Origin of the sequence: Ketobacter alkanivorans, from assembly GCF_002863865.1 — a bacterium.
GTDB lineage: Bacteria > Pseudomonadota > Gammaproteobacteria > Pseudomonadales > Ketobacteraceae > Ketobacter > Ketobacter alkanivorans.
On record NZ_CP022684.1, the window covers coordinates 4,609,540 to 4,631,922 of the forward strand.

16 protein-coding genes are annotated in these 22,383 nt (G+C 49.0%); 7 read left to right on the plus strand and 9 right to left on the minus strand.

The genetic code is table 11. The features are described from left to right. Window positions 1-119: 119 nt before the first annotated feature. The 6 genes from Kalk_RS19720 (at window position 120) to Kalk_RS19745 (ending at window position 9,231) form a co-directional block, all read left to right on the plus strand. Window positions 120-1,337: a DUF2066 domain-containing protein gene (locus Kalk_RS19720; protein WP_101895887.1), complete on the plus strand. Its 1,218-nt coding sequence runs from the start codon at window positions 120-122 to the stop codon at window positions 1,335-1,337. 11 nt (window positions 1,338-1,348) lie between these two features. Then, window positions 1,349-1,921 carry a CDP-alcohol phosphatidyltransferase family protein gene (locus Kalk_RS19725; RefSeq protein ID WP_101895888.1) on the plus strand — a complete coding sequence of 191 codons (573 nt, stop codon included), beginning with the start codon at window positions 1,349-1,351 and terminating at the stop codon, window positions 1,919-1,921. Continuing rightward, window positions 1,914-2,618: a DnaA regulatory inactivator Hda gene (hda, locus tag Kalk_RS19730; protein ID WP_158643606.1), complete on the plus strand. Its 705-nt coding sequence runs from the start codon at window positions 1,914-1,916 to the stop codon at window positions 2,616-2,618. The genes Kalk_RS19725 and hda overlap by 8 nt, the downstream gene beginning before the upstream one ends. A gap of 57 nt (window positions 2,619-2,675) precedes the next feature. Next, complete coding sequence (locus tag Kalk_RS19735; protein WP_101895890.1) at window positions 2,676-5,555, plus strand: bifunctional diguanylate cyclase/phosphodiesterase; 2,880 nt, start codon at window positions 2,676-2,678, stop codon at window positions 5,553-5,555. A 149-nt stretch (window positions 5,556-5,704) separates the two neighbouring features. Beyond that, window positions 5,705-8,119 carry a hybrid sensor histidine kinase/response regulator gene (locus Kalk_RS19740; RefSeq protein ID WP_158643607.1) on the plus strand — a complete coding sequence of 805 codons (2,415 nt, stop codon included), beginning with the start codon at window positions 5,705-5,707 and terminating at the stop codon, window positions 8,117-8,119. A gap of 83 nt (window positions 8,120-8,202) precedes the next feature. Beyond that, window positions 8,203-9,231, plus strand: a complete 1,029-nt coding sequence (locus tag Kalk_RS19745) for an AraC family transcriptional regulator (protein ID WP_101895892.1) — start codon at window positions 8,203-8,205, stop codon at window positions 9,229-9,231. Here Kalk_RS19745 and Kalk_RS21280 read toward each other — a convergent pair. The 6 genes from Kalk_RS21280 to Kalk_RS19770 form a co-directional block, all read right to left on the minus strand. Then, a complete protein-coding gene (locus Kalk_RS21280) occupies window positions 9,161-9,679 on the minus strand; it encodes a homospermidine synthase (RefSeq protein WP_158643608.1) in 519 nt (172 codons plus the stop codon). The two genes, Kalk_RS19745 and Kalk_RS21280, sit on opposite strands and share 71 nt — an antisense overlap. Then, window positions 9,669-11,117 (minus strand): Ni/Fe hydrogenase subunit alpha, encoded by a 1,449-nt coding sequence (locus Kalk_RS19750; protein WP_101895893.1) that lies wholly within the window; start codon window positions 11,115-11,117, stop codon window positions 9,669-9,671. Before Kalk_RS19750 ends, Kalk_RS21280 begins: the two co-directional genes overlap by 11 nt. After that, window positions 11,117-11,659 (minus strand): NADH-quinone oxidoreductase subunit B family protein, encoded by a 543-nt coding sequence (locus tag Kalk_RS19755; RefSeq protein WP_101895894.1) that lies wholly within the window; start codon window positions 11,657-11,659, stop codon window positions 11,117-11,119. Before Kalk_RS19755 ends, Kalk_RS19750 begins: the two co-directional genes overlap by 1 nt. After that, window positions 11,652-12,398: a 2Fe-2S iron-sulfur cluster-binding protein gene (locus tag Kalk_RS19760; protein WP_101895895.1), complete on the minus strand. Its 747-nt coding sequence runs from the start codon at window positions 12,396-12,398 to the stop codon at window positions 11,652-11,654. Before Kalk_RS19760 ends, Kalk_RS19755 begins: the two co-directional genes overlap by 8 nt. After that, window positions 12,388-14,070, minus strand: coding sequence for an NADH-ubiquinone oxidoreductase-F iron-sulfur binding region domain-containing protein (locus Kalk_RS19765; protein WP_101895896.1), 1,683 nt, complete (start codon window positions 14,068-14,070; stop codon window positions 12,388-12,390). Before Kalk_RS19765 ends, Kalk_RS19760 begins: the two co-directional genes overlap by 11 nt. A 96-nt stretch (window positions 14,071-14,166) precedes the next feature. Continuing rightward, window positions 14,167-15,165: a glucokinase gene (locus Kalk_RS19770; protein WP_101895897.1), complete on the minus strand. Its 999-nt coding sequence runs from the start codon at window positions 15,163-15,165 to the stop codon at window positions 14,167-14,169. Window positions 15,166-15,282: 117 nt separating this feature from the next. Between Kalk_RS19770 and glgP the strand changes: the two genes are divergently transcribed. Continuing rightward, window positions 15,283-17,841 carry an alpha-glucan family phosphorylase gene (gene glgP, locus Kalk_RS19775; protein ID WP_199767971.1) on the plus strand — a complete coding sequence of 853 codons (2,559 nt, stop codon included), beginning with the start codon at window positions 15,283-15,285 and terminating at the stop codon, window positions 17,839-17,841. A 9-nt stretch (window positions 17,842-17,850) separates the two neighbouring features. Here glgP and malQ read toward each other — a convergent pair whose 3' ends face one another. From malQ to glgC, 3 genes are read right to left on the minus strand one after another with little or no spacing between them, the layout of a single operon-like run. Continuing rightward, window positions 17,851-19,302: a 4-alpha-glucanotransferase gene (gene malQ / locus Kalk_RS19780; RefSeq protein WP_101895898.1), complete on the minus strand. Its 1,452-nt coding sequence runs from the start codon at window positions 19,300-19,302 to the stop codon at window positions 17,851-17,853. A 3-nt stretch (window positions 19,303-19,305) separates the two neighbouring features. Further along, the gene (locus tag Kalk_RS19785; RefSeq protein ID WP_101895899.1) at window positions 19,306-21,009 is read right to left on the minus strand and encodes a glycoside hydrolase family 57 protein; all 1,704 of its coding nucleotides are present in this window, start codon (window positions 21,007-21,009) and stop codon (window positions 19,306-19,308) included. Beyond that, window positions 20,999-22,261 carry a glucose-1-phosphate adenylyltransferase gene (glgC, locus tag Kalk_RS19790; protein WP_101895900.1) on the minus strand — a complete coding sequence of 421 codons (1,263 nt, stop codon included), beginning with the start codon at window positions 22,259-22,261 and terminating at the stop codon, window positions 20,999-21,001. The genes Kalk_RS19785 and glgC overlap by 11 nt, the downstream gene beginning before the upstream one ends. Between the last annotated feature and the right edge of the window lie 122 nt (window positions 22,262-22,383).

Here is a 22,383-nt window from a genome sequence, read left to right on the forward strand (position 1 = left end):
TCAGCAACCTTTGTTGCCGCCTTATAGGGCATGCTCAACTTGATCAGGTTTCGGTTTTATCGCTGGCGTCGACGTTGTACACTTTCGCGCAGTGGTTTTTCGAGGTACACCAGTGCGTTATGACTAAGATAGTGAACCTGTTGTCCGTGGCTCCTTTGTTGAGAGCCTTGATGTTCAGAGCCTTGACGTTGGCGGCGCTGATGTTGTCCAGTGCTCTGACAATTGGGGCTGAAGTGACTGATCTGTACAAGGCTTCTGTGGCGGTGCCGGATCGCAGCGTAGCTGCCCGTGACTCGGCGGTTGCAGAGGGCCTGAGCAGGGTGCTGGTGAGGGTGAGTGGCAATTCATCGATTGTGTTACAGGATTCGGTTAAATCAGCCCTAACTGATGCAGGCCGATATGTGGTTCAGTTTGGCTATCACTCCAAAGAGACCCTCTCCCCAGAAGACGGTGCAATGATCAAAACGGTCTTCCTTAATGTGAGTTTTGACGATGTTGCAGTAAATCAGTTTCTGCGTCGGGAAGGCTTTCCCATTTGGGCCACCAGTCGTCCCAATATCCTGTTTTGGGGGGCTGTCAGCGGAGTTGGTGGGCGTCAGCTCGTGGGCGGGCAGCAGCAGATAGCCTTGCAGCAGGCACTTGAACAGCAAGCGAAACGTCGAGGTTTACCTCTTGTGTTGCCCAAATACGATGACCAGGATCTGGCTCAGGTTCGTGCTGGCGATATTTGGGGAATGTTTGTGGATCCAATCGTCAGCGCCTCTGCGCGTTATGATGCCAACGTGGTCGTGATCGCCAAGGTGCTTGAGACCCCTGATTCCGTTCGGGTCAGCGCGGCTCTGAGTATTCAGGAGCAACAGCAGTGGTGGGAAGTGGCGGCCGAAACTTTGGATCAAGCGGTGGTGATGTTAATCGATCAGCTGGGTGACCGGGTGGGTGAGCGTTTTGCGGTGCAGGCGTCCTTGGCCGTCGGTGAGCAGGTGATTTTGGATGTGAGTGGCGTTGAAGAATTGAAGGACTATGCCCGTTTGGGTGAATATCTGGATGGATTGCTGGCTATTCGCGGTTGGTATTTAAGTCAGGCCCAAGGGTCGCATCATCAATACACCATTATATTGGAAAGCGATCTGGACGCATTGGAGCAAGGGTTACGCCTTGATCGCAAGCTTGTGCCGCAACCGGTTAAATTGGTGGTGCCATTAGGAGAGGGGAGTACCGATGCAGCTGAATCTACTTCCACTTCCACGATCCCGGTGACGGAAGGCCCGGCGGAAGCGTCTACGAACGGGCCTCAGGTGCCAGCGCGACCTGTTCTGTATTATCGCTGGAACGGATAGCCGTCGCATCCATGAGTCTCCCCATACGACATCTGCCTAATATCCTGACGTTGATCAGGATCGTGCTTGTGTTGCCATTCATATGGTTTATGTCAGAAGCGCAGTACGACCGGGCCCTTTGGACGCTGTTGATCGCTGGTGTTAGCGATGGCGTGGATGGTTTTTTGGCACGGCAGTTTAATTGGCGCAGTCAATTCGGTTCAATCGCTGATCCGGTAGCCGACAAGATCCTGTTGGTGAGTACTTTTCTGGCATTGGCCCTTACTGACAATATGGCTTGGTGGGTGGTTGCGGTTATTGTGGTGCGGGATATCGGTATTTTTATTGGTGCCATCGCATACTGGTTCCTGGTGGGGCGTTACGAAGGGCGGCCAACGTTTCTGAGCAAGATATGTACATTTCTCATGATAGTGCTGGGCTTGGGCGTGCTGTGTAATCTGGTTTGGACACTTATTCCGGCCGTTTGGCTGACCTATCTTAGTTATGTGGTGGTGGCGTTGTGTATCATCAGCATGCTGCAGTACACCATGCTGGGTGTACAGGGGTATCGGGCAAAACAGCGCGGAACAAACCACCATGCATGACACCTCCCACCCGCAACTGGCCCTTAAGTTGTCCAGAAAGCCCAATACCGACTTTGCCAGCTTCTACACCGGGCAGAACACCCAGCTGGTGGGGCGTTTGCACCAGGTGGCCAATGGCAGCTTTCCTGGTTGGCTCTACCTGTGGGGAGCAGAACAGAGCGGAAAGAGCCATCTAATGCAGGCGGCCTCGCAGTTGGCAGAAGATGAGGGGTTCAGAGCCTTTTATCTGTCTGGAGAGCAGGCGCGAGCGGGGTCCCCCCTGTTGCTGGAAAACCTTTCATCCTTCCAGCTGCTTGCCATAGACGATATCCATTTGCTTCTGGCTGATCCCGAGTGGGAAGAGGCCTTGTTTCATTTGTACAATAAAATCAAAGATTTAGGCTCTACGTTGTTGGTGAGTGCAGATGCATCTCCCCGCCAACTGGGCGTGCACTTGCCTGATTTAGCCTCCCGCTTGATGGCGATGGAGGTGTATCAGGTGGTGGCCATGGATGACCAGGATAAGGCGGGCGTACTGCAGCTCATGGCGCGCCAACGGGGGTTTACGCTGTCGGATGAGGTCGTTGCTTTCATTTTATCCCGTTCGGATCGTCAATTGAGCGCGCTGCAGGCAGTCATTGAGCGTTTGGATCACCAATCTCTGCAGGAAAAACGCGTAATAACAATCCCTTTCGTAAAAAAGGTCATGAGCTGGTAGAACTCTCATCTATACTTTTTAGGGTAGATGATTAACGAAGAGTCGATCCTGTTCTAGATGACTGATCACACGTCCGACCACAGTAAGCGATTTATCAGCCTGAAATGGCGCGCGCTGGCTTTAACCAGTGCGCTGTTGGTGATTGTGTTTACCATCTTTATGATGGCGTCTCGCTATTCCTCACAACTGCAATTAAGGGAGTTGGGCAAGGATCGCACCCACCGATATGTCGAGCAACTGGAGGCCTTGCTGGAGCGCCAGGTGTTGCGGATGCAGTCGATATCCGGGGTGCTGGTTCAGTTCGAAGGGGTTGAGTCAGCTATTCGTGCCGGTCAATCGGATGCGATCATAAAACGCATACAGCCATTTTGGAGCCGTTTGCAGGATGAGAGCTCAATCAACTCTGTCGTGATATTTTCTCCTTCTGACGATGTGCTGTTGTGGCAGGGTGATCCCCGAATTCCTCCTGATATGGTGGAAAAGTTTCGCTCTGATTGGAAAAGCCGCTCGGCGTTGTCTTGTTTTGATACCTGTGAAGTCTATACGGTCGTACCACTGGAGCTGGAAGGATGGGGCAAAGGTATGGTGGTGTTCGGTGCCTATATGGATCAGGTGATTCAGCGCCTGCATGCTTTGTCGAAAGCGGATATTTCGCTTGCGGTGCGACGTAATCAAGGGGCCGTAGACAAGGCCAATAACCTTTCTGGCTGGGGCAGTGACGTTGTCTACGCCACCAACCAATCCGGTTCGTTGGGTATGTTGCAACAGTTGGCGCGTCAGCACAGTCGGGCAGAAGTATTCAACGGTATTCTGGTGCAGCAAAAAAACCGCTTTTTTGAAGTGGTGCTACGCCCGCTGAGAGGTGCAGTGTTTCCCAGGCAAGGGGAGCTATACATTGTTTCAGACGTGACAGCAGAGATGATGCAGCATCAGAACCTGCAGCGAAATGGCTTGGTATTTGGTGTGGTGGGGCTGATCTTTGCAGAGCTGGTGCTGTTGACCACGTTGTGGGGGCCTCTCAATCGCCTACGGGCAATGGCTTCAGTGTTACCGATGCTGGCCACCCAAAAATTCACCCATATTCGGCAAGAACTGACGGCGCTGCATCGCGACATTCCTTTCTCTGATGAAAGTGATGTGCTGAACAGTTCGGCCATGCGGCTATCCCATTTATTGGAAGAGCTGCAGTCTGAATTGCACAGCCGGGCTGAGGAGCTGGAGAAAAAAACGGTGGATCTGGAAGCCGAGAAGCATTTCGTGCAAGGTATTCTGGATACAGCCCACGCCCTGATACTGACTCAGGATCGCACCGGTACCATTGCTATGGTGAATCACCATTGTAGCTGGATCACCGGCTACGATACCGGCGAACTGGTTGGCAAATCGTTCTTCTGGTTGTTGCCGCAAAGTGAACAGTTGCCTGACCTTCAATTCCAGATCAATGAATTGGCTAATGGCTTTCGAAATGAACTGCACCACGAGTCAGCGGTGGTGAGAAAAGACGGCACAACCATGCATATGGCGTGGTATCACTCCCTGTTGCCTAACAGCAAAGAGGGGCATCAGATACTCAGCATCGCTTTGGATATCAGTGAGCGCAAAGAGGCAGAGGAGCGCCTGGGTTGGTTGGCTTCCCATGACACGCTCACCGGGCTGTTTAATAGGCGTCGCTTTGGCGAGGAGCTGCAGAAATCCATATCCCACGCTAAACGTTATGATCGATCCGGGGCCATCCTGTTTTTTGATCTCGACCAGTTCAAAGATGTGAACGACACCAGTGGCCACAAGGTTGGAGATGACCTGCTGCGGAGGGTGTCTGAACGCCTGCGCATAGAAGCGCGTGACTCCGATTTGATTTTTCGTCTGGGCGGTGATGAATTTGCCATGTTGGTGCGTGAGGTGGATATGGAAGGGGCCGCCAAAGTCGCTGCCCGCCTGTGTGATGCACTTAATGGTGTGGAAGTAATGGGCAGTAATCGTGTGCATCGCGTGTCCAGCAGTATCGGTGTGGCACTGTTTCCTGATCATGGGGAATACGTTGATGATCTGGTCGCCAATGCTGATATCGCCATGTATCAGGCCAAAGCATCCGGACGTAACGGTTGGCACATCTACTCGCCAGAAGAGCAGGATCGAGAGCGCACCCATGAGCGTGTTTACTGGAACGAGAAGGTGAAAGAGGCGCTGTCGACAGATAGCCTTAATGTTGCTTTCCAGCCTATTCAAAATATTGCCGAGCAGCGCCTATCTCATTTTGAGGCATTACTGAGGGTGTCCGATGAGGAAGGTAAGCCGCTGCCGACCTTCAAATTCATACAGTCTGCGGAAACTTCAGGGCTAATCCAGGAAGTGGATTTGCGCATTGTAGACAAAGTACTGGAATACAAGCAAAAACTGGAAAGACAAGGGATAGCGGCTGTATTTGCAATAAACCTATCGGGGATTTCATTCAGAAACCCAAATCTGTATGACGAAATATCGCGCAAACTGAAACACTATAACGTGAATACAGAAGAAATTATCTTTGAAATTACCGAAACGTCTGCGGTTGAGGATGCGGTATCCACAGCAGAAAAAATGCGGGATATTAAGAAGCTGGGATGCAAATTCGCATTGGATGATTTTGGTGTCGGGTTCTCATCGCTCTACCACATTAAACAGTTGCCCATTGATTTGGTGAAAATTGACGGCTCATTTATACGGCACTTGGTTACAGAAGCAGAGGATCGTGCCTTAGTTAAGGCTGTTGTCGAAGTGGCCAAGGTGTTTGGGCTTGTGACGGTAGCGGAATTTGTAGAAAATCAGGAAATTCTCGATATTCTGAAGGAATTGGGAGTTGATTATGCTCAGGGATATCATATTAGCAAGCCCGAGCCCTTTGATTCCGTGTGGGGTGATCAATTTCAGTCTGACGAAGAGACAATCAGCTCTGAATGATTGAGCTGACAGGGTGAGTCAGTATATTCTGGCGGCTCTCATAACAACAAAATAACCATACAAGGCAGTATTAGAGCGTGATCAGGGCTCACAAGGAGTTTGGCAAATGCCAGCTGGGGACAGTGTTCGCTATTCTGACAGGATTGCTTTTGTTTCTTGTCACACCGGTTCATGGGGATACCGACGCTCCAAGCCACCCAGTTGCCTCAATTCCTCTTAAAGTTGATGGGTATGATCTTGCCCCATACCTGTTGTTTTGGCATGACAAAAATGGGCGCGCCTCCTTTGAAGAAGCGTTTGATCACTTTAATCGGGGTGGATTCAAGTTGTTGCCAGACGGTGTGCCTAATCTTGGATTCCGCAAGGGCAGCGTATGGTTTTACCTTGGTTTGAATAATCCATATGTATATAAACGGATGTTGCTGCTTGAAGTGGATTATGCCGTGTTGGATCAGGTCGAGATGTATTGTTCCGGCCCGGAGCAGGGCCCCATATACTACCCGTCAGGTGATCATGTTCAGTACGACAGCCGCCCACTAAAAGTCAGAAACTTCGTCTTCCCTCTCCCAATAGAAGCATTTCAGAGTTTGGATTGTTTGATCCGGGTGCGATCAAACACCAATATACTCCTGCCGCTGCGTGCTTACGATAACTTGTCTTATATCGAGCACACCCACGTAATGGAACGGTTTCTGGGTACGATGTACGGAGTGGCTCTGGCATTTCTGTTCTACAACATCATCCAATATGTATTAACCAAAAAGATTGTATTCGCTTATTTTTCTGCGCATGTATTAGGGGGGATGGCGTATATGAGTTTTATGGACGGTACACTGGCACCTTTCTGGATTGCGTTGGAGATGCAGGATGTTGGAACAGTTTTGGCCATTTGTATAGGGGTTGGCTCGGCATTACTGTTTTCGTCCGAGTTTCTTGAATTAAAAGGTTCTCGTACTGCTTACCGCCGGGTAGGGCAAGCGCTGGTTTATGGCACCTTTGGACTGTTTATACTGACATTGTTCGCACCAATGCGCCTGATGCATATTCTTATCTCCGCATACACACTGGCGATATGCAGCTATTTACTGGTGATCGGTGTTCAGCGGTGGTTGGAAGGTTACGCACCAGCGAAGGTCTATTTGTTAGGGTTTGGTATGGTGTTCATCCTGGTGATCTGGATCGTGCTGAATATATTCTTTCTCAAGTCAGACGTGCGCTGGATTACTTATGGCGTGAGCACCGTATGGATGGTTGAGTTAGTTGTGCTTTCGGTGGCGATAAGCATACGGATAAAGAGCATGGAGCTTGAACGCGTTGATATGAGTGAGAAAATGCGCCTCATCAAAGATGAAAGCCATACCAAAACTGAGTTTCTTGCAAAAGTGAGCCATGAAATAAGAACGCCAATGAGCGGTATGCTTGGCCTGATGGAGCTTCTTGATACGACGCCCTTGAATAAAGATCAGCGACGTTATATCAGCGCTATACAGAATGCCGGAAAAGGGTTGCTGGAGGTTATAAATGACATGCTGGATTTTTCTCGCATGGAAGCCGGTAAGATGGAACTGAATTCAGATCTGTTTCAACTGCAGGATTTACTTTCAGATGCATGCTCAATCTACGAGTTTGATGCGCGTCAGAAAGGAATCGAATTGGCATGCATGATCGCGCCAGGCACGCCGCTGAATCTGATTGGCGATAGCGTGCGGATTCGACAAATTTTACTAAACACTCTGTCAAATGCTCTTAAATACACGAAAAAGGGCTTTGTTCACATTAACGTTCATCTCACGGATCAAATCCATAACGATAAATTGGTGCTGCGATTCGAAGTTGAGGATTCGGGGATGGGCATTGCTGCAGAAGATCAAAACAAACTGTTTCAATCATACAGTCAGTTGAATTCTGATAAATTCTCTAGCCGAGTCAGCTCAGGTTTGGGGTTGGTCATTAGCCAGCAATTTGTTCAATTAATGGGAGGCCAAATGGGGGTGAAGAGCGAGCTGGGAGCGGGGGCCTGCTTTTGGTTTGACATTCCGCTTGGTATGCCCGATGCCGTTGAGATAGCAGAGAAATCGATAGTCCTGGAGCTTTTTGATGGTGTAGTGCTTGAACCTGACTTGGGCCTGAATCAGGCTCCTATGAATCGTCAGCAACCAGTGGGCCAGATAAGCAAGGCAAGCCGTGTTCTATTGGTAGAAGACAACGAAATTAATCAGAGTGTATTAATTGAATTTTTGGCTAAGATGGGGATTCAGCCTGAAGTCGCGGATAATGGTCGGGCAGCGGTGGAATTTGTACAGCAGGAGCAGCAATTTGACTTGATTCTAATGGATTGCGAAATGCCGGTTATGGATGGATACGAGGCAGCATCCAGAATTATTCGCTGGCAGAAATCCAGAAACGTGCAGCACACCCCCATCATAGCGTTATCAGCTCATGCATTACAGAAGCATCGAGACATGGCATTGGAGGTGGGGATGGTGGATTATCTAACAAAGCCCATTTCTTATGAGCAGTTGCATGTGAAACTGGCTCGCTATCTTGAGTTAGAGGCAAGTTAGCCTGCGTCAATGGTGATTTGATTGTGTGATAGACTGGGATACTAAATGAAAATATATCGTATGACCGTTAAATTGAGTTGAAAATGAAAGAGCGCATGGTTCCTGCAGCGATCATCCCGGCTATTATGGATCTCGCTATCAAAAATCGTCTCAATATCGAAAGTATTCTGACCCGTGCAGATGTTGGGTTGGCCGTGGAGCGAGATTCTGGCACCTATGTGAGCATCTCTCAGCAGTTGCGCATATTTAACGCAGCCTACGATGTGATGGATAATCCTGCCTTTGGACTGTTGCTTGGCGAATCAATTCAGTACCACAGCCTTGATCTTGTTGGGCAGCTGATTGCTACCAGTCAGAATGTGCAGGAGGCATTGGATGAATTGTTTCAGTTCAAGGATTTGATTACACCATTTACAACGTTTTCACTTGAGATTAAAGGTCAAGATGCGGTTCTGGTTTATTCTGTTGATAGTACAATGGTGCGAGAAAACCTGCCTGTGCATCATGATGTGGTCGCTTCTAGCGTGGTGTCCATTGCCAATGCAATTATTGCCGAAGGTGTACGTCTGAAGCGGGTTTGCTTCATTCATGATAAGCCTGAATATTTGGATCACTATCATCGTATTTTTGGTGATTGTGTAGAATTCGGTAGTGTACGTAATGAGGTGGTGTTCGACAGAGCACAGTTGCAGGAGCCCTTGCTCACTTCCTATCCTGATTATCATGATGGTGTGAAAACTCTGGCCAAAGAAAAGCTCCGTTCGATTGAAAGCAGGGAGTCACTGGCAGCAAAGGTGAATTATTATATTGCTCGTAATATAGGTGTGGCTTCAACCTCGCTCGAGGATGTGGCTTCTCACTTTAATGTGACCCCTCGCACCATGCAGCGTAAATTGAAACAGGAAAATACATCTTTTGTAGCGATAAGGGATGCGTGTCGTCATGATCGCGCATTGCGGGATCTGGCTGATCCGTCGATTGATGTTGATGCCCTTGCTGAACTGTTAGGTTTTTCGGATACATCGAATTTTTATCATGCCTTTAAACGTTGGCAGGGCGTATCGCCTGGAGCCTATCGTAAACAAGCGCTTGCAGAGCGTGGTTTGAACTGAGCTTTTCCAAAAGAAATTCTTTGGCTGCATCCAGGTTATTCTTCGTGGTGGGTGATATGGGGTCGCCGAGACCAAATTGGCTGCCAGCTATTCCCAGTAGGTAGCACGGTGGGGGCGCTTTATTCAATGTGTTCCCGTAAAGATAAAGCAGGCTTTCAGTTGTGACGCTGTGGCTGGTGATCATCAGTTGTTGTCCGACATCTACAGGTTGCCACAGGAACGCTTCCTTTGTTGCCAAATGACAGTCAATAAATATGCCGAGATCAGCTCCATCTAAATCGAAGATGTGTTCTGGTTCGAGTTGAAAGTCAACTACAAGCCTAATACTGATATCCTTATTGGTTAACGAGTCATTGGAAATGATTTGGCCAAGCCACTGATGAATATGCTCACCTGCGGCATCATCACCCCTTGATGGATTGCCAAAACAGAAGATGCTAATCAGCATGGTGAATGCTGCCGTCACTGTTGCGTTGCAGTCGATCGATGGTCGAGCCTGTCTGGGTTTGAAGTTCTAACTGCAAAGGCATTTTACCGGCTGCATGGGTAGCGCAGGAAAGGCATGGATCAAAAGCACGTATAATCACTTCGATTAGATTCAGTAGTTCAGGCGTGAGCTTTTTTCCGTTCAGGTGCTGCGAGGCTACCTTGCGAATGCCTTCATTCATGGCCTGATTGTTGTTAGTGGTTGATACGATTAAATTGGCCATGATCACTTGGTCGTTATCATCTATCTTGTAATGATGGATCAGAGTGCCCCTCGGTGCCTCAATGATGCCGATCCCCTCGTGCCGTTTGGTTCCTGTCGCCAGTAAATCATGTGACAGCAATCTCGGGTCATCCAGCATTCGCTCAATCGCTTCGGCACAATGTAGGGCTTCTATCATTCGAGACCAATGAAATGCCAGCGGTGAGTGAACGGGCGCTTTAAAATAGGATAAGTATTCCTGCCTGGCGGCTTCGGCCTTGGGTGTGTCGATAAAGCTACAAGTATTTAAGCGTGCCAGAGGGCCAACGCGATACCATCCCTCTTCAGGAGTATGCCCTGTTAAAAATGGAAACTTCATGTAGCTCCAAGACTTAACCTGTTCCTGAATGAGCGTGTGATATTGGTCGCATGGGTGTCGGCGCATGAGTGAGCCATTGGCGTCTATGACTTTGATGTCACCATCATAAAGCTCTAATTGATCTTGCGGGCCTACCAGGCTCAGAAATGGGGATTGATACAGGCCAAACTGATGATGAAAGTCGCGATTGCTTAGGAATAGCGTTTTTACCAGCTCAACTGTTTCGGAACACCAGTTAATAATATTGGTAGATTGTTGCTTGAAAGGGGTTATTTTGTCTCGTGTCAAAGGGGCATTCATTCCACCGGCTACAGCCGCGATGCCGTGGATGCGTTTTCCTGAAATGGCTTCGATCACTTGCTGTCCGAACTTGCGGATTTGTACACCATGCAGAGCCAATGTTTTATGTTGTTGAATAACTGCAATAATATTACGTTTCGCAACGTCGCTATCGAATCCAAATAAGAGATCCGGGGATGCTAAGTGGAAGAAATGCAAGGCATGGGATTGCAAAACCTGGGCAAAATGCATCAAGCGACGTAAAGCCAATGCAGGCTCCGTTATCTGTGATACCCCGACGATTTGATCGATAGCTTTTGCAGCTGCTAAGTGATGGCTCACAGGGCAGATTCCGCACAGGCGCTGAACTACTAACGGCAATTCCCAATAGGGACGACCCTGTATAAACTTCTCAAAGCCACGAAACTCAACGATGTGCAGGCGAGCTTCAGTGATGCGATCATCATCGTCGACTAGAAGGGTAACTTTGCCGTGACCTTCTACTCGGCTTACTGGATCGATGGCAACACGGCGAGTCATCAGTCGAATCTCCTGTTGTGATAGTCCAGAACGGGTTCCCGCTTTTCGATGATGGCATTGATTAACTCTAGAAAAGCCTGCGGAGGCGGTGGGCAACCCGGCAAGATATAGTCGATCCTAACCTCTGACTGTAGAGGAATGACTTTGCTAAGCAGCTTTGGTAGCTCTGCATCGGATGGGATTTGTGCATCGATGACACCGAGGCCATTGAGGTATGATTCTTCCAGGCATTCATCCACAGTAAAGTGATTGCGCATGGCCGGCACGCCACCGTTAATTGCGCAGGCGCCCACAGCAACCAGTAGGGTGCAGTGCTGACGAAACTGATGTAGAACTTCTTTGTTTTCTTCGTTGCACAACCCGCCTTCGATCAGACCGATGTCACAGGTTCCAATAGACTTGATATCAGTCAGTGGAGAGCGATCGAATTCAATTTTTTCTATAAGTGGGATGATGGCTTCATCCATATCCAGAAACGACATATGACAACCGAAGCACCCTGCCAGTGAGCAGGTGGCGACTCTTACCTTCGGCTTATTCATTGGTATGGCCTTTGTTGGCGCTAGTGGAATCGTCCATGCGATGATTGCCTACCTTATGTATAGGGGCATTGTCGTATAGGCGGTTGCCGATGGTTTGCATATAGTTTCCTTGTTTGGGCAGAATGCACCCTACTGGACAGATGTGAGCAGCATGATCATTTACTGACGCTGCTGTGTCAGCCAGATTGCCGCTATTGCTGCGAAAGATAAGATGAGTTTGCTCCCCTCGTCCTGAAAGACCATACACATTTTTGTTATCACTTGAGCAGGAAGCTCGACCGCATAAATCACATAAAATACAGCGATCCCGGTCGATGAATAATTCTGGATGACTGCCATCCTGTGCTCTTACAGCTGAAAATGGTGCGTAATGATAGTGGGTCATGCCTAAATCATAAGCCAAAGCTTGAAGCTGGCAGTTCCCGCTGACTTCACAACTGGGGCAAAAATGATTGCCTTCGGCAAACAGAAGCTGTATCAGCCGAAGGCGTGCTTGCTGGAGCTCTGGAATGTTGCTGTGAACCTCTTGCCGATCTTCGGCAGGTTGGGTGCATGAGGACACTGTTTTTCCGTTAACATCTACAATACAGAGTCTGCAGCTACCATGGGGAGCAAGATCAGGGTGAAAGCACAGATGGGGAATGTATGCTCCTGCGGCAGTGGCGGCTTGCATGATGGTCTGCCCTTTATGAAAGGGGATTTCTACGCCATCCAGCAGAAAGTTTAATTCATCGGTCATGGTCGTTGGCCCATCTCAACATGCTTGCAACCGGTTGTCCGGCAGTTTTTCCGAGCCCACAGTGACTGCTCTTGTTCATCAGCTCTGTCAGCTCCAGTAAATCTTTGGACGTTTGCTGTCTGTTTTCTGGTAGTTTGGTGTAGCGTTCTAACAGATGGGTTAAGGCCACCGTACCCGCTCTGCAAGGTGTGCAAAATCCGCAACTTTCATGTCGAAAGAAATTAGAAAAATTCTGGGTGATGCTCATAACGGATCGACTTGTGTCAAAAATCATAATCGCGCCGCCATGACCCGGCCCCTCGAAATCCAGCGTTGTGTCAAATTGGTCAGGAAACAGTAGCTGACCTGATGGCCCACCAACCTGTACACACTGAGTTGCTTTTGCTCCACACAAGCTCAGTAGTTTAGAAAGCGGCGTACCCTGGGGCAGCTCATAAAGCCCAGGTTGTTCGCAGTCACCTGACACGCTGTGTAATCTGCTGCCTTTCGATTTTTCTGTGCCCATACTGTGAAATGCGGAGCTGCCTTCTTGAAAAATATAAGTAACTGAAGCAAAAGTCTCGACGTTATTCACCACGGTTGGTTTGCCGAATAATCCTTTCTCTCCGGGGTAGGGCGGCTTGCTGGTTGGGATGCCGCGCTTACCTTGCAAGGATTCGATCAAGGCAGACTCTTCACCACAAATGTAGGCTCCTGCCCCCAAGTGCAGCTCGATTTCAAATAAATCGTTCAATATGCCGATCTGCTTAGCATGTTGTAACTCTTGTTGAATGGCTTGATACAGGTAGAGATATTCACCTCGCAGATAGATATACCCTTTCCTCGCACCCACTGCGCGGGCAGCAATTGCCATACCTTCTATAACCCGATCCATCTGTTTGGTGAGATAAAACCGATCCTTGAAGGTACCGGGTTCGCCTTCGTCGGCATTGCAGACAATGTATTTGATGGGTTCAGGCTGCTGTTCACACCAATGCCATTTGAATGCAGTGGGAAAGCCTGCACCTCCCAGGCCGCGCAGCCCTGCATCTCCAACCTGTTGAATAATCTGTTCGCGAGTTAATCCCTGAGCGTTCTTAATGCCAAGGCCGGGGATGTACTGGTAGCGGGTTAAGGGGCCACTATGGCGGACGACGTTGTTGATCCCAAACCAGGATTCTGGCCAGCATTCCAATGGTGTTTTGCTGCGAATCAAATTACAGAAGTCGTGGACGTTGTTCATGTCAAGACGAGTGACCGGAAAACCGTTTACCAACACAGGCAGCGGATGATCGCTAAGACCAATGCACGAGGTGGTTTCAATGATGCAGTCGGTACCGCAGAGCTCTGCTTGAACGCGCTCATGCAGTTCATCTAAACCAGCATGCTGTTCAATGATGTTGTTGGCGAAGCGTAAATGAAAAGCCGGTGGCGGGGTGTCTACCAGAAAGCTATAGAATGACAAAAGGCTGCGGATGTCTGCTATATGGGTTCCGGTTTTGCGCACGAGCCATTCTTGCGCTTGCGGGGGGATGTACCCAAAGAAAGCTTGCAGTACGATTAACGTCTGAAGTATTCGTTGTGGCGAGAACGGAGCCGAATGAGACTGCAATAGAACCCGTTCAGCCGACTCGGTGCTCCATGCGGTGTATGTGCTTCGACGTGAGAACCACTCTGTGGCGGAGTTTTCCAATGCCTTCGGCCTCTGAACAGATGTTATTGCTAGAGTAGCAAGACCCTAAGCAGATATGAAGCGCTGCTGCGTGAAGAGTGTGTTACAGGTGCAACTTTAGGTCATCATGTGTTTGATACAGTATTGCGCAGCACCTACCAGGGGAATGTCAGTATTCTTACACAAGGCAACCGGTACAGCTCTTAGCCGATCAACGTACTCGTTTTTACGGTGAATGTAGTCGATGTTGCCTTGCAGGCTGAAAAAAGATTCCAGTTTGGGAGGGATGCCCCCCGCAACGATTACTCCGCCCCATGCTAAATACTGTAGGACAAGATTCCCACATTCGGCGTAGATCGCCTGGGTGAATAGTTGTATTGCCTGCCCGCAGTGACTGTCGGGGTTGGATAAGGCATTATCACTCATTGCCTGGTTGTTTGGGGCGGCTTCGTTTGGGAACATTGCCTGATACAGTTGCCCGAGGCCTGAGCCTGAAAACCAGTTTTCCCAGCTGGGTGGAAAATTATGTTGTTGCCAATGTTGGTGCAGCAAATCGGCACTCAATTTATTGAATGGAGCTATGGATTTATGACCTCCTTCGGTGGCTTTTATGCAGTAACCACCTTCATGAGGCACGATACAGGCTTGTCCGAGGCCAGTTCCTGGGCTGATGACCACTACCGGCTGGTCAAAATTCAACCTTTTTCTGCGTAGAAGGGTCAGCTGGTTTTGCACCGAAGTGGACGTCATTCCCCATGCTGTAGCTTGCAGGTCGTTTAGTAATACAATACTTCGTAGATTAAACCGATCACGGAGTGCCTCACCGTCTATTAGCCAGGGTAGATTGGTCATTTGGCAGCGAATACCGCCATCAACCGGGCCCGCTACCGCAAGTACAGCGTAGTGCGGCGTTTCCGTTTCAGGTGCCAAAAACTCATCTATAACGCCCTCGATATCGCGGTACTCGTTATTTAATACCTTGCACTTGCGAACCAATACGCCAGAATGATTCATCAGAGCAAGTTGGGTTTTCGTGCCACCAATATCAGCCAGCAGGGTGATCATGCTTTTTGCTTGCTCCTGTAAACACTTAAGCGCAGTTAGCTCATATGACATGCATCGAATCTTGCATGATGTGATGCAGCTTGATTGACGTCATACGCTTTGTAATGATTGTTTGGTTTAATTCCAGTTTGCCATAATACTGTTCTCAAATCTGCCAGGATTCGCATTATGCCCGGAACTCTCTATAGCATCGAAGTACAGCCAAAAATCCCCCAGGCTCTGCAGCGGCTGGAGGAGCTTGCTAACAATTTGATTTACAGCTGGGATCGTCAGATTCGTGGCATGTTCTTTCGTTTGGATCGAGAGCTGTGGGAACGCACAGGGCATAACCCTAAACTCTTTTTGCGCAGGATAGATCAGCGTAAGTTAGAAGAAGCGGCAGATGACCCGGCTTATATGCAGGATTTTGCCAAGGTGATATCGACCTATGACAGCTACCTTAAGGCGAAAAGTGGCAAGGTTGTACGCAAACTGATTAACTCACAATCCGATCTGATATCCTATTCTTGCGCGGAATTTGGGCTTCACGAAAGTGTACCGATATATTCTGGTGGTTTGGGGATTCTGGCTGGGGATCACTGTAAGGCAGCCAGCGACATGGGGCTGCCCTTTGCTGCGGTGGGTATGCTGTACCGGCAGGGTTATTTTACCCAGCAAATTGACAGTCACGGCAATCAACAGGCCCAGTATAAGCCTTCTTTGTTTAATGATCTGCCTGTGCAGCCGGCCTTGGACGAACACGGCGGATCGGTTCAAGTCAGTATCCAGGTGCCAGGGCGTTCTATCGAGTTGAAAGTTTGGGTAGCTCGAGTTGGACACAATAACCTCTACTTACTGGATAGTGATCTGGCTGCTAACCGTGAGGAAGACCGCCGAATTACCTATCAACTATACGGTGGCGATAGTACCAATCGACTTTTGCAAGAGATGGTGCTGGGGATTGGCGGTGTTCGGGCCAAACGCGCATTGGGATTAGCTCCGACTGTTTGGCACATAAATGAGGGGCATGCCGCGTTCCAGGTGCTGGAGCGGTGTCGTGAGTTGGTGAGTCAGGGTATGAGCTTTGCCGCTGCACTAGAAGCAGTGGCAGCCAATACCGTGTTTACAACCCACACCCCGGTTCCAGCAGGGCATGATATTTTTGATCACCGGCTGATTGAGTTTTACTTTTCAGAATACGTCGGGGAACTCGGAATCAGCATGGAGCACTTTTTGAGCCTGGGGTCGAGCCCGGTAAATAGCCATGGTTTCAATATGACCGCTCTGGCATTGAGAGGCTCCCGTTTCCATAATGGGGTAAGCCGTATACATGGGCAAGTTGCATCAGAAATGGAGCGTTATATTTGGCCGCAGATCGAGCCTGAAGAAAACCCGATTCGACATGTTACCAATGGGGTGCATGTGCCGACGTTTCTTGCTAATGAATGGGTTAACATGTTCGATCTACAGTTTGGCGGTGGTTGGCGTACCGAGCTGCTTAACCCTGAGTTCTGGCGTAAAACATGGGATATCCCTTATCACAGCTTCTGGAGCGTGCGGCAATCCCTAAAAGCGAAAATGCTGGAAGCGGTATACGATCGCAGTGTAGAGCAGCAACGCCGAAACGGTATCAGTGAGTCACAGATTCGGCGTTTGACTAAATACGTAAAACCTCGAAAAACCGACATATTAACCATCGGGTTTGCTCGACGCTTCGCGACATACAAACGTGCAACGCTCATTTTCTCTGATCGCGCTCGATTGTCCCGCTTGTTAAATGATCCAGAGCGGCCAGTAGTGTTGATATTCGCTGGTAAAGCGCATCCAAGCGATCACCCTGGGCAGGAGTTTATTCGCCAGATACACATTTTTGCCCATGATCCTGAGTTTGAAGGCCGCATAGTGTTATTGGAAGATTACGATATGGCACTGGCCAGAAAGCTGGTTACCGGTGTGGATGTGTGGCTGAACAACCCGGCCTATCCTCTGGAAGCCAGTGGAACATCCGGGCAAAAGGCTGGTATCAATGGCGTGCTTAACCTGTCGGTGTTAGATGGCTGGTGGGATGAGGGATACAACGGTCAGAATGGTTGGGCTATTACCCCTCACGGCCCTCAGTTTTCGCCGGACTTTCGTGATCGTGAGGAAGCGAATGAATTAATGGATGTGCTGGAAAGTGAAGTGGTGCCTTTATATTACGAGCGTGATGGCCATGGGTTTTCTGTGGAGTGGATCGAAAAAAGTAAAAACGCCATGGAATCTTTGATACCTGCTTTTAACGCCCAACGTATGGTGATGGACTATGTGAGAGATTTCTATAGCCCTGCAATTCGTCACGGTCAATTGCTGCATGCGGATGAGTATCAGGTGTCAAAAGCGCTGGCAGAATGGAAGCATCGAGTTCGCGAAAGCTGGCCTCATGTTCGTGCTGAACGCCTGGATCTTCCCGCGGATTCCATTTTTCGGGATGATACCTTTAAAGTCAAAGTGGTGGTGGATCTTGCAGGGCTTTCAGCATCCGATGTTACGGTGGACTGCCTGGTTGGAACACTGGACAGAGAGGGGGCGTTTGATCGCCATTCCTGCTTTCAATTAAGTCATGAGGAAGCAGAGCATGATGGTAAAACCGTATACTCGCTATCGGTTACGCTGGCAGAAAGTGGCAAGCAATGTTACAAACTCCGGGTTTATCCTTATCATCCAAGCTTGGGGCAGCGCTTTGAAACAGGAGCCATGATCTGGCTGTAATAGTCAGCCTCAACGATTGTATAACTGGTTAAGAGCTTTCATTTTTTGTGAAAGCTCTTGGTTAACCTGATTCCAGTCAAAGCGCCAACCCCAGTTTCCTTCTGTCGTACCCGGCGTATTCATTCTGTATCGCTCATCGAGTTCAAGCAAATCCTGAAAGGGTAGCATGGCCCATCGGGCAGGTGACGCCAACGCACTTTTGATTAGAGGCCAAGGCATAGGCTCGGCAGGGGTAGCGTAATAATTTTGAATGCGTTGTCTGATCTCGGGTGTTAGGTGGTGGTACCAGCCTAGTGTTGTGTTGTTGTCGTGTGTTCCCGTGTAGATAACCGTGTCGCGGGTATGATTGTGAGGCAGATAGGGGTTCTTGCCATCGCTATCAAAAGCGAATTGTAAAATCTTCATGCCGGGTAGATTGTATTGCTTTCTCAGCGCTGTAACGTCTTCTGTAATGATACCCAGATCTTCAGCGATTAAAGGCAGGTTTGTATGCTCGTCCTGTAATGCTTGAAATAGTTCGCTTCCTGGCGAGGTCACCCAGTGTCCGTTGATAGCGGTGGTTTCATCTGCTGGTATCTCCCAGCAGGCCAGAAATCCGCGAAAATGGTCGATTCGAATTGCGTCATACATGCTAAGGCAGTGGTTTACTCGCTGACGCCACCAGGCGAAGTTGCTGTCTTTGTGAGCTTGCCAATGATAGATAGGATTGCCCCAGCGCTGACCTGTTACCGAGAAATAATCAGGGGGCACCCCGGCTACCACGTAAGGGCTGCCATCTTCGTTTAACTTGTACAATGTTCGGTTTGCCCAGACGTCTGCACTGTCATGGGCTACAAAAATAGGCAGATCACCGAATATCAATACACCTCTATCGTTAGCGTAACGTTTAAGATTATGCCACTGCTGGTAGAAGACAAATTGAGTAAAGGCCTGCAGATCAATTTGTTCTTTGAATTCGGTTCTGTAGCGCTCAATAGTGTCGTTTTCCCGTTCGCGCAGAGGTGTAGGCCAATCAAGCCAGCGTTCAGGGTGTTGCTGTTTGATCACTGTAAACAGGGCTGCGTCATTCAGCCATGAGGCCTGCGCCTTGAATGACTGAAATTCTACATTGGTTTTGCAGTCTGAGTTGCACATTAGCCACTCATAGGCTGCTTTTAGCGCGGCTTGGTGTTCATCGTGACAGGTAACGGGGTGATGGTATTCGGGTAGCCCCAGTTGCTGCAGCAACGTTATGTCAATAAAGTATGGGTTTCCTGAAAACGCGGAGTAACTGTTGTACGGGGATCCATCCGCTACCGGACACAATGGCAGTAGTTGCCACACTCCAAATCCCGCTTGTTGCAGCCAGTCAACCCAGCGATAGGCATCGGCACCAAAGCCTCCGTGGAACTGTGAACCTGGTAGGGATGTGGGGTGTAGCACTACGCCGGAAAGACGTTTGTTTAATACAGCCTGTGACATGTATTAACCCTGTCCGCGCCGCATAACGCCATCATTCTCTGGGGTGCCACCACCCCGACTGATGACATGGTTCAGACTTTCTGGGGCGGGTTCGTCGAGAAATCGGTACAGGTTTTTTAAATGGGTTCGATAGAGCTGATCGAAATCTGATACCGATTCAGTGGGGTTGTAGTCACCAAACCACCAGAACCAATCAGACCCTTCACAAATTGCCAGCTGTTCTTTAGCGCGCAGGGCAATTTCGGGTGCCAGTTTTCCACTGGCGATGACTCTATCGTAGTCGTCTTTCGCCTGGCACAGCAGATCCCACGCGCGGTTTTTTGCCGGATCACCGATCCAGGTTGAAAAAGAACCGTATACCCAGCTACCCGCTACCAGTGATGGTAATGGTGTGCGCTTTTTATGTGTCTTGATGTAGTCGCGGAAAGTGGTCAGATTGATCTTGGGGTGATCAACGAGTCGGGCGTACAGCTCTTTTAAAAAATGATAGCCATTGTTAGCGTAATATTCCCAACAGTTCTCGCCATCCATAATGATGGGGACGATAGTGTCCTCCTGGTAGCCGCAGGCAACGCGGATGTTTTCGATATGATGTATTAGGTTGTTCACAGCATCAGTTTCATTCCAGCCAGAGTAGGTGAAACCAATTAGATCTGATAGGTTGTCGTCCCTAAAGAAGCAGGTAATAGGATATTCCCGCACTTGGAAACCATGATGAATGCAAAGATTATCGAGTTTGTTTGCATTTTTCGTATTGTGTAGAACCCCACCACCTGTGGCTGTCCATTGGAACTGCTTGTCGGAAAGTAGCGCGAGAGTGGGCTCGCTTAGGGCGCCCTCCGAGGGCCAGCAACCAACTGGTTGAAAGCCGAAGTGGCGTTCGAAGGTTTTCAAACCGTTCTTTATGTGCTCTATTGCGCGTTCATGTCCACCCGGGTAGTGATCTCTGTGGGGGAGTGCCGATTTAGGCATTGCTTCTAGTGCGGACTTGAAGTCCAGCATGAGTGGCAATATGGGATGTTTGTCTGGCGTGACGCTGATCTCCATTTGACCACTTTCAGCCAAGTGTCGATATCGTGGTACAACGCTGCGTATTAACGAGTCGATAACGCCTAACAGTTCTTTGCGATCTTTGCTGGTAAACCCTTTGGATTTACGAACCAGGCGCTGTACGGTTTCATTCTCTGCACGTACGGTCTCGCCCATCCAAACCAAGTGATACCACACCAACAGGTCAAAGAAGAACTGTTCATCCAGGTAGGCAAGATAACCCGGTTTATTCAGCGCTTGCCGAGCCAATTGTACCAGGTCGTGATAGGGGCTGAATCGTTCTATGAGGCGTTTTTCGTTGGCACGAATACACTGTTTAATAATGAATAGACGTAACGATTCAGTAGGGCCAATGGTAACGGCCGCCAATGTAGCCAGTAAGCGATCATTAAAGGGTTCACCGTAATGAAAGTAGCGATCAAACTGCTGGATGTAATCGTCAATCTGATCCAATAGAACCGGCGTGAAGTTAACGACGACTTTACTTTGAGGAACCTGCTCCACCACCGCTGCCATATCGGCGTAGTCTTTGATCGCATGCAGGTATGTCCAGGGTAGATGAACATGGCGGGTGAACTGATCTTGATATTGAGGCTGATGCATGTGCCAGCACAGTACTACATTGACCTTGGGTCTACCTTGGATTTCATGCGACATTTGAGAGAGATTTTCCTAACATTTCTGATGAAACCAATACGATACCATTAGGTGAAACGTAGTACTTTTCTGCATCCTGAATTGGGTTATACCCGATAACTGTGCCTTCAGGTATGCTGCAGTCACGATCGATGATGACGCGCTTCAGGCGGCAGTGTCTACCGATTTCAACATTGGGTAGAATTACAGCGTCTTTAATAGAAGAGTAGCTGTGAATGCGTACATTGTTGGAAAGTAATGAGCGTTTTACTTTGCTGCCGGATATGATGCAGCCACCTGACACCAGTGAATCCACGGCCATTCCGCGACGATCATTGTCATCGAACACAAACTTTGCCGGGGGCAGTTGCTCTTGATAGGTCCAGATTGGCCATGTCTGATCGTAAAGATTCAGTCGGGGGGTTACTGACAGCAAATCCATGTTCGCTTCGAAGTAGCTATCGATGGTCCCCACGTCACGCCAATATGCAGTGTTACCTGTATTGCTGTCCGTGAAGGGGAAGGCAGATACCTTGAGCCGGTTAACTGCGTCGGGAATAATGTTTTTGCCGAAATCGTGAGCACTGCCTTCCTGATCTGCATCCAGCATCAGGAGTTCTGATAGTAGCGCCTTGGGAAACACATAGATGCCCATGGAAGCCAATGACATGCCGGGCATTCCAGGGATTGTCTGGGGGTCTTTTGGCTTTTCGGAAAATTGATTGACCCAGTTGTGTTGGTCTACTGACATAACGCCGAACTCGCGTGCGGCTTTTACCGGTACTTGAATACAACCCACGGTAATGTCTGCACCTGATTCGATATGATGTTGCACCATTGCGGCATAGTTCATCTTGTAGATATGGTCACCAGCAAGTATCAGTACAAAGTCAGGGTTTACGGTTTCGATGATATCCAGGTTTTGGTAAACCGCATCGGCGGTACCGGTATACCAGGAATCCTTTACTCGCTGTTGGGCTGGCAAAAGTTCCACAAACTCACCCAGCTCCGGGCGTAAAAAGCTCCACCCTTTTTGAATGTGGGTGTTCAGAGAATGGGATTTGTATTGAGTTAGGATGCTGATTTGCCGAATGCCGGAGTTTATGCAGTTGGAAAGGGGGAAGTCTATGGTGCGGAACTTACCGCCAAAGGGCACTGCAGGTTTGGAATGCCAGCGCGTAAGGGACTGAAGTCGCGTGCCGCTGCCCCCGGCAAGTATCAGCGCCAATGTTTTTTTCATGTTTCCGTAATTGGACGTCATCGATCCTAGCATGGTGTACCCGTCTGTATGGTTGAGTGTGGTACGTCATGAAACCCACATAATGAATGCTGATAATAATGCACATCTTACATTACAAGGCTGCTACATTTCGCAATGCATTAAATGATCCAAAT